General features: G+C 70.7%; 8 protein-coding genes and 2 pseudogenes. 8 read left to right on the forward strand and 2 right to left on the reverse strand.

Going from position 1 to position 16,588, the window contains the following annotated elements; all coding sequences use genetic code 11:
- Positions 1 to 612 (forward strand): annotated as a pseudogene (locus tag ABZE72_RS10525) (glycogen debranching enzyme GlgX); the annotation flags it as partial.
- A 48-nt stretch (positions 613 to 660) separates the two neighbouring features.
- Positions 661 to 2,388: an alkaline phosphatase gene (locus ABZE72_RS10530; RefSeq protein WP_372728980.1), complete on the forward strand. Its 1,728-nt coding sequence runs from the start codon at positions 661 to 663 to the stop codon at positions 2,386 to 2,388.
- A 19-nt stretch (positions 2,389 to 2,407) separates the two neighbouring features.
- Here the strand turns inward: ABZE72_RS10530 and glgP are convergent, their stop codons facing one another.
- On the reverse strand, positions 2,408 to 4,987 hold the full coding sequence (glgP, locus tag ABZE72_RS10535; protein ID WP_372728981.1) for an alpha-glucan family phosphorylase: 2,580 nt from the start codon (positions 4,985 to 4,987) through the stop codon (positions 2,408 to 2,410).
- A 178-nt stretch (positions 4,988 to 5,165) separates the two neighbouring features.
- Here glgP and ABZE72_RS10540 point away from each other — a divergent pair, with 178 nt between their 5' ends.
- From ABZE72_RS10540 to ppdK, 6 genes are read left to right on the forward strand one after another with little or no spacing between them, the layout of a single operon-like run.
- The gene (locus tag ABZE72_RS10540) at positions 5,166 to 7,145 is read left to right on the forward strand and encodes an alpha-1,4-glucan--maltose-1-phosphate maltosyltransferase (RefSeq protein ID WP_372728982.1); all 1,980 of its coding nucleotides are present in this window, start codon (positions 5,166 to 5,168) and stop codon (positions 7,143 to 7,145) included.
- Complete coding sequence (gene treS / locus ABZE72_RS10545; protein WP_372728983.1) at positions 7,142 to 8,881, forward strand: maltose alpha-D-glucosyltransferase; 1,740 nt, start codon at positions 7,142 to 7,144, stop codon at positions 8,879 to 8,881. Before ABZE72_RS10540 ends, treS begins: the two co-directional genes overlap by 4 nt.
- On the forward strand, positions 8,878 to 10,272 hold the full coding sequence (locus tag ABZE72_RS10550) for a hypothetical protein (protein WP_372728984.1): 1,395 nt from the start codon (positions 8,878 to 8,880) through the stop codon (positions 10,270 to 10,272). The genes treS and ABZE72_RS10550 overlap by 4 nt, the downstream gene beginning before the upstream one ends.
- On the forward strand, positions 10,272 to 12,476 hold the full coding sequence (gene glgB / locus ABZE72_RS10555) for a 1,4-alpha-glucan branching protein GlgB (RefSeq protein WP_372728985.1): 2,205 nt from the start codon (positions 10,272 to 10,274) through the stop codon (positions 12,474 to 12,476). Before ABZE72_RS10550 ends, glgB begins: the two co-directional genes overlap by 1 nt.
- Before the next feature lie 9 nt (positions 12,477 to 12,485).
- On the forward strand, positions 12,486 to 13,370 hold the full coding sequence (locus tag ABZE72_RS10560; protein ID WP_372728986.1) for a GNAT family N-acetyltransferase: 885 nt from the start codon (positions 12,486 to 12,488) through the stop codon (positions 13,368 to 13,370).
- 9 nt (positions 13,371 to 13,379) lie between these two features.
- A complete protein-coding gene (gene ppdK, locus ABZE72_RS10565; protein WP_372728987.1) occupies positions 13,380 to 16,046 on the forward strand; it encodes a pyruvate, phosphate dikinase in 2,667 nt (888 codons plus the stop codon).
- Between the two features lie 22 nt (positions 16,047 to 16,068).
- Here ppdK and ABZE72_RS10570 read toward each other — a convergent pair.
- Positions 16,069 to 16,588: pseudogene (locus ABZE72_RS10570) on the reverse strand (hypothetical protein); the annotation flags it as partial.

A 16,588-nucleotide genomic window follows, 5' to 3' on the forward strand; every position in this document is an offset into this window, starting at 1 on the left:
CAGGCGCTGCGTCGGCGCCAGGCCGCGAACCTGATGGCGACGCTCTGCCTGTCCAACGGTGTCCCGATGATCACCGCCGGCGACGAGCGCGGACGGACCCAGCGGGGCAACAACAACGCCTACTGTCAGGACAACGAGATCTCCTGGCTGGACTGGCGCACCGACGACGCCTGGCTCGACGTGCACGAGGTCACCCGGGCCGCCCTGCGGCTGCGGCGCGAACACCCGGCGCTGCGCCAGCGGCACTGGTTCGAGGGGCGACCCGCGATGCCGGGGGCACCCAAGGACCTGGCCTGGCTGCACCCGACCGGTCGGCAGATGGACGCCGACGACTGGCACGACGACTCGCTCACACAGGTGGGCATGTTCGTCTCGGGCAACCCGCTGCGCTCCCCCGGCCACCGTGGCGAGCAGCTCGTCGACCGCTCGTTCGTGATCTGGCTCAACTCCGGCGACCGGCCGTTGACGATCGTGATGCCGGAGAACGACTGGGTGCAGGCCGGCGAGATCGTGCTCTGCACCGACCCGTCACTTCCGGTGGGAACCTCGGTCAAGGCCGGCGAGGAGCTGGAGATCGCCGCCCGGGCGGTGCTGGTCCTGCGCGAGGTCTGAGCCCGAGCGACGCCGCCGAGGCAACGTAACCGGGGTCACACTCGCTCGTTGACGCAGCCACCGGCCGTGAGGGCCGCGCCGTCGAAGGAGATGACCGTGCCGCACGTGCACAGACGAGCCCTGATCGCCGCCGGGGTGGCCACTGGAGCTCTCACCCCGGCCGTGGCGTCCTCGCCCGAGCGGGCGACCGCGGCAGCGGGCCGCTCGGCCTTCCGGCACGGCGTGGCCTCGGGCGACCCCCTGCCGGACGCCGTCGTGATCTGGACCCGGGTGACGCCCATCGAGGCCGCGGCCCCGGGCTCCGGACAGGGCCCGGCGGTGCGGGTCGGCTGGGAGGTGTCCCGCGATCGCGGGTTCCGGCGGGTGGTGGCCCGCGGCACGTCCCGCACCACTGCGCTGCGGGACCACACCGTGCACGTCGACGTACGAGGTCTGCGGCCCGGCACGCGGTACTGGTACCGCTTCACCTGGGGAGGGGCCCGCTCCCAGGTCGGGCGCACCCGGACCGCGCCTGCCCGCCGTTCACGGGTACCGGTGCGCCTGGGGGTGGTGTCCTGTGCCAACTACAACTGGGGCCACTTCTCCGGCTACCGCCACCTCGCCCGGCGCGACGACCTCGACGCCGTGCTGCACCTGGGCGACTACATCTACGAGTACGGCCCCGACGGCCCGCTCGTGCCGGGAGTCGCGCCCGCCACCGTGCGCGTGGCCGAGCCACCTCGCGAGTGCGTGACGCTGGCCGACTATCGCATCCGCTACGGCTGCTACCGCCGCGACCGCGCCTTGCAGGCGATGCACGCCGCCCACCCGGTGGTGGCGGTGTGGGACGACCACGAGATCGCGAACGACACCTGGCGCGAGGGCGCCGAGAACCATGACGAGGGCGAGGGCCCCTGGCAGCGCCGCGCCCGGGAGGCACGGCAGGCCTGGCTCGAGTGGTTGCCGGTACGGCACGTCGACCCCGACGACCCCGAACGGATCAACCGGCGGCTGCGCTTCGGCGCCGCGGTCGACCTCTGGATGCTCGACGAGCGTCGCTTCCGTGACGAGCCGCCGCGCAGCCTCGCCTTCAGCTATGGGTCGGTCGACCCCGGGACCGGCCCGGACCGCTCGATGCTCGGGGACGCGCAGCGCCACTGGCTGGGTCGCGGGCTGCGCCGCAGCGATGCATGGTGGAAGGTGCTGGGCAACCAGGTGCCGTTCTTCCCGTTGGTGATCGGCGCCGGTGTCCCGGAGGCGATCCAGGCGGTACTGGAACCGATCAGCGAGCGGCTGCCGCACCCGTCCACGGCGCTCTACGTCGACGACTGGAACGGCTTCAAGGCAGAGCGGGAGCATCTGGTCGCCGGCATCGCCGAGGTCGAGGACGTCGTCGTGCTGACCGGGGACGTGCACCAGAGCATGGTCAGTGACATCCCCCGCGACCCCGGCACCTACCGGATCGACCCGGTTTCGGTGGCGGCTGAGTTCATCACCCCGGGCATCGGTTCACCGTCGCTGCGAACCTCGGCCAACAGCGTGATGCCCGGCTCGGGCGAGATCCTCGAGACGATCCTCAACACCAACCTCGCCGTGGGCAACCCCTGGGCCAAGTACGACGAGAGCGAGCACTGCGGCTACCTCGTCGTCGACTTCGACCGGCGTCGCGCCCACGCGGACTACTTCCACCTCGACAACGCGCGCGACCCCCACAGCGGCGTGAAACTCGGCGCGTCGTGGGAGTGCCGACGCGGGTCGCGGCGGGTCACCCCGGCGCGCCGGGGCCTGGACACCTGAGCCCGTTGCGGGCCCCGACTCAGGCGAAGGCGACCACGCCGAGTTCGGCGGGCGAGGTCAACAGGTCGTTGCTCGGGATCACCCGCACGGTGTAGCCGAACGCCCCACTGTGGTCGAGCGCGATCTCCACGTCGAAGCGGAAGCGACCGCCCTCGTAGGTCTCGGTGACCTCGAGCGGCGCCACGTCGGACTCGACCAGCTCGTCCTCGCTGTTGATCCGACCGTGCACGAGCTGGACCTGGACGTCCTCGGGTGAGAGCTCGCCCAGGGCCACGAACGCACGCACACTCATCCGGGCGCCGACCTCGGGCGCGTCGCCGAGGCCCGCGCTCTCCACGTGCTCCACCCGGACGGCCGGCCAGCCGGCCCGAACCCGCTTCTTCCAGGCGGCCAGCTCGGCGGCACCCTGGTAGTCCGCGTTGAGCAGGCGAGCATTGACCGCTGCGGGCTGGTAGAGGTCACGCACGTAGTCGCGCACCATCCGGGTCGCGAGCACCTTGGGACCGAGCGACTTCAACGTGTGCCGGACCATCTCGATCCAGCGAGTGGGCACCCCGGCGCTGTCGATGTCGTAGAACCGGGGAGCGACCTCGTTCTCGATCAGGTCGTACAGCGCCGTCGCCTCGAGGTCGTCGCGACGGTCCGGGTCGTCGACACCGTCGGCCGAGGGGATCGCCCAGCCGTTGTTGCCGTCGTACCACTCGTCCCACCAGCCGTCGAGGATGGACAGGTTGAGTCCGCCGTTGAGCGCCGACTTCATGCCCGAGGTGCCACACGCCTCGTAGGGGCGCAGCGGGTTGTTCAGCCAGACGTCACAGCCCGGGTAGAGCGGCAGCGCCATCGAGATGTCGTAGTTGGGCAGGAACGCGATGCGGTGCCGGACCTCCGGGTCGTCGGCGAAGCGCACCATCTCCTGGATCAGCCTCTTGCCGCCGTCATCGGCCGGGTGCGACTTGCCGGCGATGATCAGCTGGATCGGGCGGTCGGGGTCGAGCAGCAGCTTCTTCAGCCGCACGGGGTCGCGCAGCATCAGCGTGAGCCGCTTGTACGACGGCACCCGGCGGGCGAAGCCGATCGTCAGCACGTCGGGGTCGAGTGCGGTCTCGATCCAGCCGAGCTCGGCGGGAGTCGCGCCCCGGTTGGCCCAGGAGCCGGCCAGGCGCTTGCGGGCGTCGACCACCAGCCGCTCACGCAGCAGGCGCTTGACCGCCCAGATCCGCTCACCGGGCAGGGTGTCGACCGCGCTCCAGAAGGCGTCGGTGTCGTCGCTCGAGACGTCGGCACCCTCACCCTCGGCGAGCTCGAAGACCTCGCGAGCCACCCAGGTGGGCGCATGCACGCCGTTGGTGATCGACCCGATCGGCACCTCGGCCTCGTCGAAGGCGGGCCAGAGCCCGTTGAACATCCCCCGGCTCACCTCGCCGTGCAGCAGCGAGACGCCGTTGGCGCGCTGAGCGAGCCGGAAGCCCATCACGGCCATGTTGAACACCGCCGGGTCGCCGCCCCGGTAGTCCTCGGACCCGAGCGCCAGCACCCGGTCCAGCGGGACCCCTGGGGTCGCGCCGGTGTCGCCGAAGTACTGCTCGACCAGCGTCCGATCGAAGCGGTCGATGCCGGCCGGCACCGGCGTGTGCGTGGTGAAGACGGTGGAGGCGCGGCCGACCTCGAGCGCGGTGTCGAAGTCGAGCCCCGGGCCGCCCTCGGCCACGGTGAGCTCACGGATCCGCTCCAGGCCGAGGAAGCCGGCGTGGCCCTCGTTGGTGTGGAAGACCTCGGGCTCGGGGGCTCCGGTGATCCGGGCGTAGGCGCGCAGCGCGCGGACGCCACCGACCCCGAGCAGCAGCTCCTGGCGCAGGCGGTGCTCGCTGTTGCCGCCGTAGAGGCGGTCGGTCACGTCGATGTAGTGGTCGGGGTTGCCCTCGACGTCGGTGTCGAGCAGCAGCAACGGGACCCGTCCGACGCTGGCCACCCAGATCCGGGCGACGAGGTCCGGGCCTCCGGGCATGGCGATGGAGATCGTGGCGCGGGTGCCGTCCTGCTCGCGCAGCAGCGAGATGGGCAGGGCGTCGGGGTCGAGGACCGGGTAGGTCTCCTGCTGCCAGCCCTCGCGGGAGAGCGCCTGCTTGAAGTAGCCGTGGCGGTAGAGCAGGCCGACACCGATGATCGGCACGCCCAGGTCGCTGGCGGACTTGAGGTGGTCACCGGCGAGGATGCCGAGGCCGCCGGAGTACTGCGGCAGCACGGCGGCGATCCCGAACTCGGGCGAGAAGTAGCCGATCGCGCGCGGACCGGCGGTGTCGCCGCGGCGCTGGTACCAGCGGTCTCCCGTGAGGTAGGCGGTCAGGTCCTCGTGGGCGGACCGGACCTGGGCCACGAAGGACTCGTCGGCCGCGAGCGCCTCGAGCCGCGCTCGGCCCACCTCGCCGAGCAGGGCCACCGGGTCGTGACCGGTGGACTCCCAGAGCGCCGGGTCGACGGCGGCGAAGACGTCCTGCGTCGCGGGGTGCCAGGACCACCGCAGGTTGCCCGCCAGCTCGCCCAGGGGGGCGAGGACGGTCGGGAGGACGGGGCGGACGGTGAATCGTCGAATGGCGCGCACCCATGAACGGTAGCGCGATTCTTGGATCGATCCAACCGATTCGTCGAACACGTGACCGGCACGACCCTCCCGTCCCCCTCTCCCGCCGTGCCGGTCCACGCCGCCCGCCCCCGGTCGATTTGGGAGCGAGGCCCACCCCCGGCTTGCGTGGCCGCGGCCGACCCGCAAGTGTTGGGACATGGTCGGCCGAATCCCCGTCATGAACGTCATGCCCATCGTCGACCTCGGTCGACAGCCCGCGAAGGCCACCGTCGACGAACCGTTGCCCGTCACGGCGACGGTCTTCCGCGAGGGCCACGACAAGCTCGGCGCCGAGGTGGTCCTCGCCGGACCCGACGGTCAGCGGCGCGCCCCCGTGCGGATGACCGTGGACCCCACCGTCCCCGATCACTACCGCGCCTGGGTCACGCCGGACGAGCCCGGTTCCTGGACCTTCGAGGTCCAGGCCTGGTCCGACCCGTTGACCACGTGGCAGCACGACGCCGGGCTGAAGATCCCGGCCGGCGTCGACGTCGAGCTGATGTTCACCGAGGGAGGCCTGCTGCTCGAACGGGTCCGTGCCGCAGTCCCGGACGAGGACCGGGCGTCGGGCGCGGTCCTCGACGCCGCCCTCGACGCCGCCAGCGACCTGGGTCGCCCGACCGCGGCGCGCCTCGCCGCCCTCCAGGACCCGGCTTTGCTCGCCGTGCAGGCGGCGTACCCGCTGCGTGAGCTGGTCACGGTGGAGGGCCCCTACCCGCTGTACGCCGATCGGCCCAAGGCGCTGACCAGCAGCTGGTACGAGTTCTTCCCGCGCAGCGAGGGGGCCACCAAGGACCCGACGACCGGCGCCGTCACCAGCGGCACCTTCCGCACGGCCGCCGAGCGGCTGGACGCGGTCGCGGCGATGGGCTTCGACGTGATCTACCTGCCGCCGATCCACCCGATCGGCGAGGTCAACCGCAAGGGCCCGAACAACACCCTCGAGCCCGGCCCCGGCGATCCCGGCTCACCCTGGGCGATCGGGTCACGCGAGGGCGGACACGATGCGATCCACCCCGACCTGGGCACCCTCGAGGACTTCGACGCCTTCGTGGCCCGCGCCCGCGAGCTCGGCATCGAGGTCGCCCTCGACCTCGCCCTGCAGTGTGCCCCCGACCACCCGTGGGTGAGCAGCAACCCGGAGTGGTTCACCACCCGTGCCGACGGCACCATCGCCTACGCCGAGAACCCGCCGAAGAAGTACCAGGACATCTACCCGCTGAACTTCGACAACGACCCCACCGGGATCTCCCGTGAGGTGCTGCGGGTGGTCCGGCACTGGATGGAGCACGGCGTACGCATCTTCCGGGTGGACAACCCGCACACGAAGCCGGTCGCCTTCTGGGAGTGGCTGCTCAAGGAGATCCGGCGCACCGACCCGGACGTGCTCTTCCTGGCCGAGGCCTTCACCCGGCCGGCGATGATGCGCGGCCTGGGTGCGATCGGCTTCCACCAGTCCTACACCTACTTCACCTGGCGCACCGCGCGCTGGGAGCTCGAGGAGTACCTGCGGGAGCTGTCGACCGAGACCGACCACCTGATGCGGCCGAACTTCTTCGTCAACACCCCCGACATCCTGCACGCCTACCTCCAGTACGGCGGGCCGGCCGCGTTCGCGGTCCGCGCCACGATCGCCGCCACCAGTTCACCGAACTGGGGCGTGTACGCCGGGTACGAGCTCTTCGAGCACGTGGCCGTCAAGCCCGGGAGCGAGGAGTACCTCGACTCGGAGAAGTACCAGATCCGGATCCGCGACTGGGCCGGCGCCGAGAAGGAGGGGCGCACGCTCGCGCCGTACCTCACCCGGCTGAACGAGATCCGCCGCGACCACCGGTCCCTGCAGCTGCTGCGCAACATCAGCATCCACAGCAGCGACGACGAGAACATCCTGGTCTTCTCCAAGACGACTCCCGACCACTCCGACACCGTCATCGTCGTGGTGAACCTGGACCCGCACGCCACTCGGGAGACGACCGTCCATCTCGAACTGGCGGCCCTGGGCCTGGCCGACGGCGAGTCGTTCGTCGTGCACGACGAGCTCAGCGGCGAGGACTGGACCTGGAACCAGCACAACTACGTCCGGCTCGACCCGTCCCACCAGACCGCCCACATCCTGACCGTGAGGAGGACCCGTTGACCGAGGTCCCGAACGCCCCCGCCCACGACCTCGAGCAGTTCCCCGACTCCGTCGGCAGCACCCCCGACTGGTTCAAGACCGCGGTCTTCTACGAGGTCCTGGTCCGCTCCTTCCGCGACGGCAACGGTGACGGCACCGGCGACTTCCAGGGGCTCACCGAGAAGCTCGACTACCTGCACTGGCTCGGCGTGGACTGCCTGTGGGTGCCGCCGTTCTTCACCTCGCCGCTGCGCGACGGCGGGTACGACGTCGCCGACTACACGAACATCCTTCCCGAGTGCGGCACCGTCGAGGACTTCCACCACTTCCTCGACGAGGCCCACAAGCGCGGCATGCGCGTGATCATCGACTTCGTGATGAACCACACCAGCGACCAGCACCCGTGGTTCCAGGCCAGCCGGTCCGATCCCGACGGGCCGTACGGCGACTTCTACGTCTGGTCCGACACCGACGAGCTCTACGAGGACGCACGCATCATCTTCGTCGACACCGAGCCGTCCAACTGGACCTGGGACCCGGTCCGCCAGCAGTACTACTGGCACCGGTTCTTCTCCCACCAGCCCGACCTCAACTTCGACAACCCGAAGGTGCACGAGGCGATGCTGGAGGCGATCAGCTTCTGGTTCGACATGGGCCTGGACGGCTTCCGCCTCGACGCGGTGCCCTACCTCTACGAGCGCCCCGGCACCAACGGGGAGAACTTGCCGGAGACCCACGAGTTCCTGCGCAAGGTGCGGCGTTTCGTCGACGACAAGTACCCGGGCCGGGTCCTGCTGGCCGAGGCGAACCAGTGGCCGGCCGACGTGGTCGACTACTTCGGGGACTTCGAGTCCGGCGGCGACGAGTGCCACATGTGCTTCCACTTCCCGGTGATGCCGCGGATCTTCATGGCGGTGCGTCGCGAGTCCCGCTTCCCGATCTCGGAGATCCTGGAGCAGACCCCGCCGATCCCGGACGGGTGCCAGTGGGGCATCTTCCTGCGCAACCACGACGAGCTCACCCTCGAGATGGTCAGCGACGAGGACCGCGACTACATGTGGGACGAGTACGCCAAGGACCCCCGGATGAAGGCCAACATCGGGATTCGCCGTCGGCTCGCTCCACTGCTCGACAACGACCTGAACCAGATCGAGCTCTTCACCGCCCTGCTGCTCTCCCTGCCCGGCTCCCCCGTCCTGTACTACGGCGACGAGATCGGGATGGGCGACAACATCTGGCTCGGGGACCGCGACGGTGTGCGCACCCCGATGCAGTGGACGCCGGACCGCAACGCGGGCTTCTCCTCGGCCACCCCGGGCAAGCTGCACCTGCCGGCCATCCAGGACCCGGTCTACGGCTTCCAGAGCGTCAACGTCGAGGCGCAGCTGGAGAACCCGTCCTCGCTGCTGCACTGGACCCGACGGATGATCCACGCCCGTCGCCAGCACCCGGCGTTCGGCCTGGGGTCGTTCATCGACCTGGGCGGCTCCAACCCGAGCGTGCTCTCCTACGCCCGTGAGCACGTCGACGATCACGGCGAGCGCGACGTGCTGGTCTGCGTCAACAACCTCTCCCGCTTCCCGCAACCCGTCGAGCTCGACCTGCGCCGGTGGGAGGGGATGATCCCGACCGAGCTCCTCGGCGGCGTCCCCTTCCCCGCAGTCGGAGAACTCCCGTATCTCCTGACGCTGGGTGGGTACGGCTTCTACTGGCTCCGCCTGACACACCCCGACACCGAGGAGGGATCCGGCTCGTGACGCACGCCCGCGACCACCTGCGCCCGTTCATCGAGCAAGCACGTTGGTTCGGGGGCAAGGGACGCGACTTCACCATCACCGGCGTACGACGCCTCGGGCAGCCGCCGCACGAGCACCCGAGCGGTCCGGGGGTGGCGATCGACCTGGTCACGCTGGAGTTCGTCGAGGCCGACGGCACGACCGAGCAGGACACGTACCAGGTGCCGCTCGCCTTCTACGCCGAAGCACAGTCCCACCTGGCCCATGCCCTCGTCGGCGAGTGGGACGACCCCGACTTCGGGCCCAGCCACGTGTACGACGCGGTCCACGACCGCCGCGCGATGGCCGCCTGGCAGCGCGGTTTCTCCGGGGCGGCGGGCCCCGCGGGCGCCCTGCAGTTCCACCGGATGCCGGGCCACGAGCTCGACCTGGCAGCCCACTCGACGCTGTTCAGCGGAGAACAGTCCAACTCCTCGGTGGCCTTCGGCGAGGACGCGTTGATGAAGGTGTTCCGGCGGATCACGCCGGGCGTCAACCCCGACATCGAGGTGCACGAGGTCCTCACCCGGTCCGGCTCCCCGCACGTCGCCGCGCTCTACGGCTGGCTGGAGGCGCCCGCGGAGGACGGCGAGGTGCTCCACCTGGCGATGCTCCAGCAGTTCCTGCGCACCGCCAGCGACGGCTGGGATCTCGCCCTGGCCAGCGTCCGCAACCTGTTCGGCGAGGCCGACCTGCGCGCCGACGAGGTGGGCGGCGACTTCGCCGCCGAGGCCAGACGCCTCGGTGTCGCCCTGGCGGAGACCCACGCGAGCCTGGCGCAGGAGTTCCCGACCGAGCACCGCACCGGCCCGGCCGTCGCCGACCTCGCAGCCACGATGCACCGTCGGCTCGACCAGGCCCTGCCCGCGGCTCCCCGGCTGGAGGAGCATGCCGAGCGGCTGCGCCGGGCGTTCGACGCGGTCGCCGACCTCGACGACCTCGTCGTCCAGCGCATCCACGGCGACCTGCACCTGGGCCAGACCCTGCGCACCGTGCGCGGCTGGAAGATCGTCGACTTCGAGGGCGAGCCGGCCAAGCCGCTCGCCGAGCGCCTGCTCCCCGACTCCCGGTGGCGTGACGTGGCCGGGATGCTCCGCTCGTTCGACTACGCCCCGCGGGTGGTGGAGCGGACCTGGGACGACAACGACGACGGCAGCGCATCCCAGCGCGCCTACCGGGCCGACGAGTGGTCGGCCCGCAACCGCGACGCGTTCCTGCACGCCTACGCCGGCCGCGACCTGACGGAGCAGGAGCAGCAGCTGCTCGCCGCCTACGTCGCCGACAAGGCCGTCTACGAGACCGTCTACGAGACACGCAACCGTCCGACCTGGGTGGAGATCCCGCTCCAGGCCGTGGCGAGGATCGGAGCCTGATGAGCCAGCGCCAGTCAACTGCCCTGCCGGTGGACACCGGCGAGCTCGACCTGGTCGTCCGGGGCGAGCACGGTCACCCGCACGCCGTACTCGGGCCCCACCCCCATGCCGGCGACGTCACCGTGCGGGTCTTCAAACCGCTGGCCTCCCGGGTCGCGATCAGGACCCTGTCGGGCACGGAGCAGACCGTCGACCTCACCCACGAGCACGAGGGCATCTGGGTGGGCACGCTCGGTGTCGCCGAGGTGCCCGACTACCGCGTCGTCGTGGCGTACGACGGTCCGCCGACCGAGCTGGACGATCCCTACCGCTTCCTGCCCACCCTGGGCGAGGTCGACCTGCACCTGATCAACGAGGGGCGCCACGAGCAGCTGTGGGAGGTGCTCGGGTCCCACGTGCACCACTACGAGACCCCCAGCGGCACCGTCACCGGCACCTCCTTCGCCGTCTGGGCGCCCTCGGCCCGCGCCATCCGGGTGAAGGCGTCGTTCAACAACTGGGACGGCCGCGAGCACCCGATGCGCCAGCTCGGAACCTCGGGCGTCTGGGAGCTGTTCGTCCCCGGGGTCGGCAGCGGAGCGGCGTACAAGTTCGTCATCCTCGGCGCCGACGGTCAGTGGCGGGAGAAGGCGGACCCGATGGCGTTCCACACCGAGGTGCCGCCGCAGACGTCGTCGGTGGTCTTCGAGTCGACCCACACCTGGGGAGACGACGAGTGGATGGCCGCCCGGGCGTCGCGTCGCCCGGTCGACGAGGCGATGTCGGTCTACGAAGTGCACCTGGGGTCGTGGAAGAAGCACCACGGCGGCGACTTCTACTCCTACGCGCAGCTCGCCGACGACCTCGTGCCCTACCTGGTCGACCTGGGCTTCACCCACGTGGAGTTCCTGCCGGTGATGGAGCACCCGTTCGGCGGTTCCTGGGGCTACCAGGTGACCTCCTACTTCGCGCCGACCGCGCGCTTCGGGGATCCGGACGGGCTGCGACTGCTGGTCGACCGGCTGCACCAGGCCGGGATCGGCGTGATCGTCGATTGGGTGCCGGCCCACTTCCCCAAGGACGAGTTCGCGCTGTCCCGCTTCGACGGCACCCCGCTCTACGAGGACCCGAACCCGTCTCGCGGGGAGCACCCGGACTGGGGCACCTACGTCTTCAACTTCGGCCGCCGCGAGGTCCGCAACTTCCTGGTCGCGAACGCGCTCTACTGGCTCGAGGAGTTCCACATCGACGGCCTGCGGGTGGACGCGGTCGCCTCGATGATCTACCTCGACTACAGCCGCGAGCCGGGCGAGTGGACCCCGAACGTGCACGGGGGCCGGGAGAACCTCGAGGCGGTGCAGTTCCTCCAGGAGATGAACGCCACCGTCGACAAGCGGATCCCCGGTGCGGTCACCATCGCCGAGGAGTCGACCTCCTGGCCGGGGGTGACCGCACCGACCTCGGAGAACGGTCTGGGGTTCGGCCTGAAGTGGAACATGGGCTGGATGCACGACTCGCTGGGCTACCTCCAGCACGATCCGGTGCACCGCTCCTACCACCACGGCGAGATGACGTTCTCGCTCGTCTACGCCTTCTCCGAGCGCTACACCCTGCCGATCAGCCACGACGAGGTCGTGCACGGCAAGGGCTCGCTGTTGCGCAAGATGCCCGGAGACCGCTGGCAGCAGCTGGCGAACCTGCGCGCCTACCTGGGCTACATGTGGGCCCACCCCGGCAAGCAGCTGCTCTTCATGGGCATCGAGCTGGGTCAGGAGTCCGAGTGGGCCGAGGCGCGCGAGCTGGACTGGTGGCTGCTCGACCACCCCGAGCACCGGGGAGTCCAGTCCCTGGTCCGCGACCTGAACGCGGCGTACCGCGGCACCGCGGCGCTCTGGAGCCGGGACCACGACCCGGCGGCCTTCCAGTGGATCGACGCCAACGACGCCGGGCACAACGTCTTCTCGTTCGTGCGGCGTGACCACGACGGCGCCGAGCTGATCTGTGTCTCCAACTTCTCGGCCGTTCCGCACGAGAACTACCGGCTCGGGCTCCCGGGCGAGGGCGTCTGGCAGGAGCTGGTGAACACCGACTCCGGCGACTACTCCGGCTCCGGCGTCGGCAACCTCGGCCAGGTCACCGCCGTGCCGGGCGACTGGTCCGGGCAGCCGGCCCACGCCGACCTCGTGCTCCCTCCGCTGGCCACCGTGTGGTTGCGTCGTCGCTAGGGTGGCAGGGTGACCGACCAGACCCTCACCGACGGCACGATCACCCTGGTCGGTGAGGACCGGGGCGACCCCGGCCTGCACGGATTCGTGATCGAGCACGACGGCACCCGGGTGGGCCGGTGCGCCGTACGCCGCAGCGATCCGACGACCGGTCAGCTCACCTGGGTGCTCCTCGAGGAGCACCGGGGCCGGGGCCACGCCGCGCGCGCGGTGCGGGTGCTCACCGACTTCGCCCTCTCCGAGACCGGTCAGGGAGGCCTGGGCCTGACCCGGGTCGAGGCACACGTCGAGCCCGACAACGAGGCCGCGCTGCGGGTCGCCACCCGCAGCGGCCTGCGCCGCGAGGGCGTACGCCGCTCCGAGAGCACCGGCCACGTCGTCCTGGCCCGGCTGGTCGACGACCCACCCCTCAGCGACGCCGGCAGCTTCCGGGCGCTGCTCAACTCGTTCCTGCCGCGCAAGCGGGCGATCAGCCAGATGCTGATCCAGGACGAGTCCGGGCGGGTGCTGCTGTGCCAGTTGACCTACAAGCAGGACTGGGACCTGCCCGGCGGCGTGGTCGAGGTCGGCGAGTCGCCGCAGCTCGCGGTCGCCCGCGAGGTCGAGGAGGAGCTGGGGCTCCAGATCCCTGCCGGTCCCCTGCTGCTGACCGACTGGCTCCCGCCGTGGGGCGGCTGGGACGACGCGCTCTGCCTGGTCTTCGACGGCGGCACCCACCCCGCCTCGATCACCGAGGAGATCGTCAAGCAGGCCCGGGAGATCCGCGCGGCCGAGTTCTGCACCCTCGACGAGGTGCGGAAGCGCTGCGCCGACTTCACCGCTCGCCGGATCGAGAGCGCTCTCGAGGGCGACGGAACCGCACCGTCCTATTCAGAGTCGGGTCGCATCGGGTAGAGAGGAACCATGAGTTCCTACGTGTTCGACTTCGCCCAGGGGAACAAGGACCAACGTGACCTTCTCGGAGGCAAGGGCGCGAACCTCGCCGAGATGGTGAACCTGGGCCTTCCGGTCCCACCAGGCTTCACGATCACCACCGAGGCCTGTCGTGCCTACCTGGTCCAGGGCCGGGACCCGGACGGTCTCGCCGAGGAGGTCAGCAGCCATCTGGCCGCGCTCGAGGAGGCGATGGGACGCCGGCTCGGCGACCCCACCGACCCCCTGCTCGTGTCGGTCCGGTCGGGAGCGAAGCACTCGATGCCCGGGATGATGGAGACCGTCCTCAACATCGGCCTCAACGACGCCTCGGTCGCCGGGCTGGCCACGCAGAGCTCGGACGAACGGTTCGCGTTCGACTCCTACCGACGCCTGCTGCAGATGTTCGGCGCCACCGTGCTGGGGGTCGAGAGCGAGGTCTTCGCCGACCAGCTCGACGCCCTCAAGGACCGCCGCGGCACGAGCCAGGACACCCAGCTCGACGTGGCCGACCTGCGCGAGCTGGTGGCGACGTTCCAGCAGGTGATCCTCGACCACACCGGCCGCGAGTTCCCCCAGGACCCCCGTGAGCAGCTCGACCTCGCCGTTCGGGCGGTCTTCGACTCCTGGAACACCGAGCGGGCGGTGCTCTACCGCCGCCAGGAGCAGATCCCCGAGGATCTCGGCACCGCCGTCAACGTCCAGGCGATGGTCTTCGGCAACCGGGGAGAGACCTCCGGCTCCGGCGTCGCCTTCACCCGCGACCCTGCGTCGGGCAACCAGGGGGTCTACGGCGACTACCTGACGAATGCCCAGGGCGAGGACGTCGTCTCCGGCATCCGCAACACCGTCTCCCTGGCCGACATGGGTGAGATCGACCGGGCCTCCCACGACCAGCTGCTCGAGATCATGAGCACCCTGGAGCACCACTACCGCGACATGTGCGACATCGAGTTCACCGTCGAGCAGGGCAAGCTCTGGATGCTGCAGACCCGGGTCGGCAAGCGGACCCCCGAGGCGGCCTTCCGGATCGCGGTGCACATGGTCGACGAGGGGCTGATCGATCTCGACGAAGCGGTACGCCGGGTCAACGGCGCCCAACTGGCCCAGTTGATGTTCCCCCGTTTCGACCCGGAGGCGGAGCGGACCCTGCTGGCCACCGGGATGAACGCCTCCCCCGGCGCGGCCGTGGGGCGGGCCGTCTTCGACTGGGCCACGGCCGTGGAGTGGGCTGAGCGGGGCGAGGACGTGATCCTGGTCCGCAAGGAGACCAGCCCCGACGACCTGCACGGCATGGTGGTGGCCCGCGGCATCCTGACCAGTCGCGGCGGCAAGACCTCCCACGCAGCGGTGGTGGCCCGTGGCATGGGCCGCACCTGTGTCTGCGGCGCCGAGGCCCTCGAGGTGGACGCCCGTGAGGGCCGGTTCACGGTCCGGGGCGGCAAGACGGTCGAGGAGGGCGACCTGATCTCGATCGACGGCTCGACCGGCGAGGTCTTCGACGGTGCGGTGCCGGTGGCCGACTCGCACGTGGTGCGCTGGTTCGAGGGCGAGGAGGTCGACGAGCCGCTGGTGCACGCGGTCGGCCGGATCATGGAGCATGCCGACGCCGCGCGCCGCCTGCGCGTGCGCACGAACGCGGACACTGCCGAGGACGCTGCCCGAGCCCGGCGGTTCGGCGCCCAGGGCATCGGCCTGTGCCGCACCGAGCACATGTTCCTCGGCGAGCGCCGCGAGCTGGTGGAGAACCTGATCGTCGCCGAGGGTGAGGAGGGCCAGCGCGCGGCGCTGGACGCGCTGCTCCCCCTCCAGCGCGACGACTTCACCGCGATCCTCGAGGCGATGGACGGCCTGCCGGTGACCATCCGGCTGATCGACCCGCCGCTGCACGAGTTCCTGCCCGACATCACCGAGCTGTCGGTGGCGTTGGCCATCGCCGACACCCGGGGACACCGCAAGAAGCGCGAGCGCCGGCTGCTCGAGGCGGTCACCCGGCTGCACGAGCAGAACCCGATGCTCGGGTTGCGCGGCGTACGTCTCGGGATCGTGATCCCCGGTCTGTTCACCATGCAGGCCCGGGCGATCCTGGAGGCGGCGGTGCTCCGCAAGCGGGCCGGGGGCGACCCGCGCCCGGAGATCATGATCCCGCTGGTGGCCTCGGTCCGGGAGCTGGACCTGGTCCGGCGCCGGATCGACGCGGTGGCCCGGGAGGTGGCCGAGGAGTCCGGGGTCGAGCTCGACGTGAAGATCGGCACCATGATCGAGCTGCCGCGGGCCGCGCTCACCGCCGGCGAGATCGCCGGCTCGGCGGAGTTCTTCTCCTTCGGGACCAACGACCTGACCCAGATGACCTGGGGCTTCTCCCGCGACGACGTGGAGGCGGCGTTCTTCTCGACGTACCTCGAGCAGGGGGTCTTCGGGGTCTCCCCGTTCGAGTCGCTCGACATCACGGGTGTCGGCGCTCTGGTACGTCGCGCGGCCGAGGACGGCCGCGCTGCCCGCCCGGACCTGCACCTGGGCATCTGCGGCGAGCACGGTGGTGATCCGGCCTCGATCCACTTCTTCGACGAGGTCGGGCTCGACTACGTCTCCTGCTCGCCGTTCCGGGTCCCGGTGGCACGGTTGGAGGCCGGCCGCTCCGCGTTGGCCAGGTCCTGAACCACTCGGTCGTGACCTGCACTCACCAGCTGAGTGCAGGTCGCGACCGAGCGCACTGCGGACAGAGCTGGATCGACCCGCTCCATCCGCGACGCTGCAGCAGCACCGCGATCCGCGCGATGGTGTGGCAACCGGTGCGGAACACCTGTCCGTAGGTCAGCCGCACGGTCAGCGCCCGCCCAGTGACGGCTGCCTCGAGGTCGCGGTCGAAGTCGCGCTCGCGTTGCTGCGACGTGTCGTGGAACGGGCGCCCGTCCAGCTCGACGATCGTCGCGAGGCCCGGGTACTCGACATCGCGCAGCGCGGTTCGCCCGGAGACCACGGACCTGGCCTGTCGGACCCCGACCGGGAGCCCGTGGCGTCGCTCGAGCCGCAGGTACTCCCGCTCCAGCACGGAGCAGGCGCCGGCGTCGAGGTCGCCCAGGAGCGCCCGGAGCTCCCTCCCGTGCGGCACCCGACGGGAGCCCAGCGCAGCCAGGATGGCCGAGGGTCGGGTCTCGCGGGTGTGGCAGGCGTTCGCCAGGACGTGGAAGGCAGCCAGC

This window comes from Nocardioides sp. (assembly GCF_041600255.1).
Classification (GTDB): Bacteria; Actinomycetota; Actinomycetes; order Propionibacteriales; family Nocardioidaceae; genus Nocardioides.

Excerpts from the sequence above, each read along its gene's own strand:
- ABZE72_RS10540 (WP_372728982.1), top strand. The coding sequence starts at position 5,166 with ATGGTCGGCCGAATCCCCGTCATGAACGTCATGCCCATCGTCGACCTC.
- glgB (WP_372728985.1), top strand. The coding sequence starts at position 10,272 with ATGAGCCAGCGCCAGTCAACTGCCCTGCCGGTGGACACCGGCGAGCTC.
- ppdK (WP_372728987.1), top strand. The coding sequence starts at position 13,380 with ATGAGTTCCTACGTGTTCGACTTCGCCCAGGGGAACAAGGACCAACGT.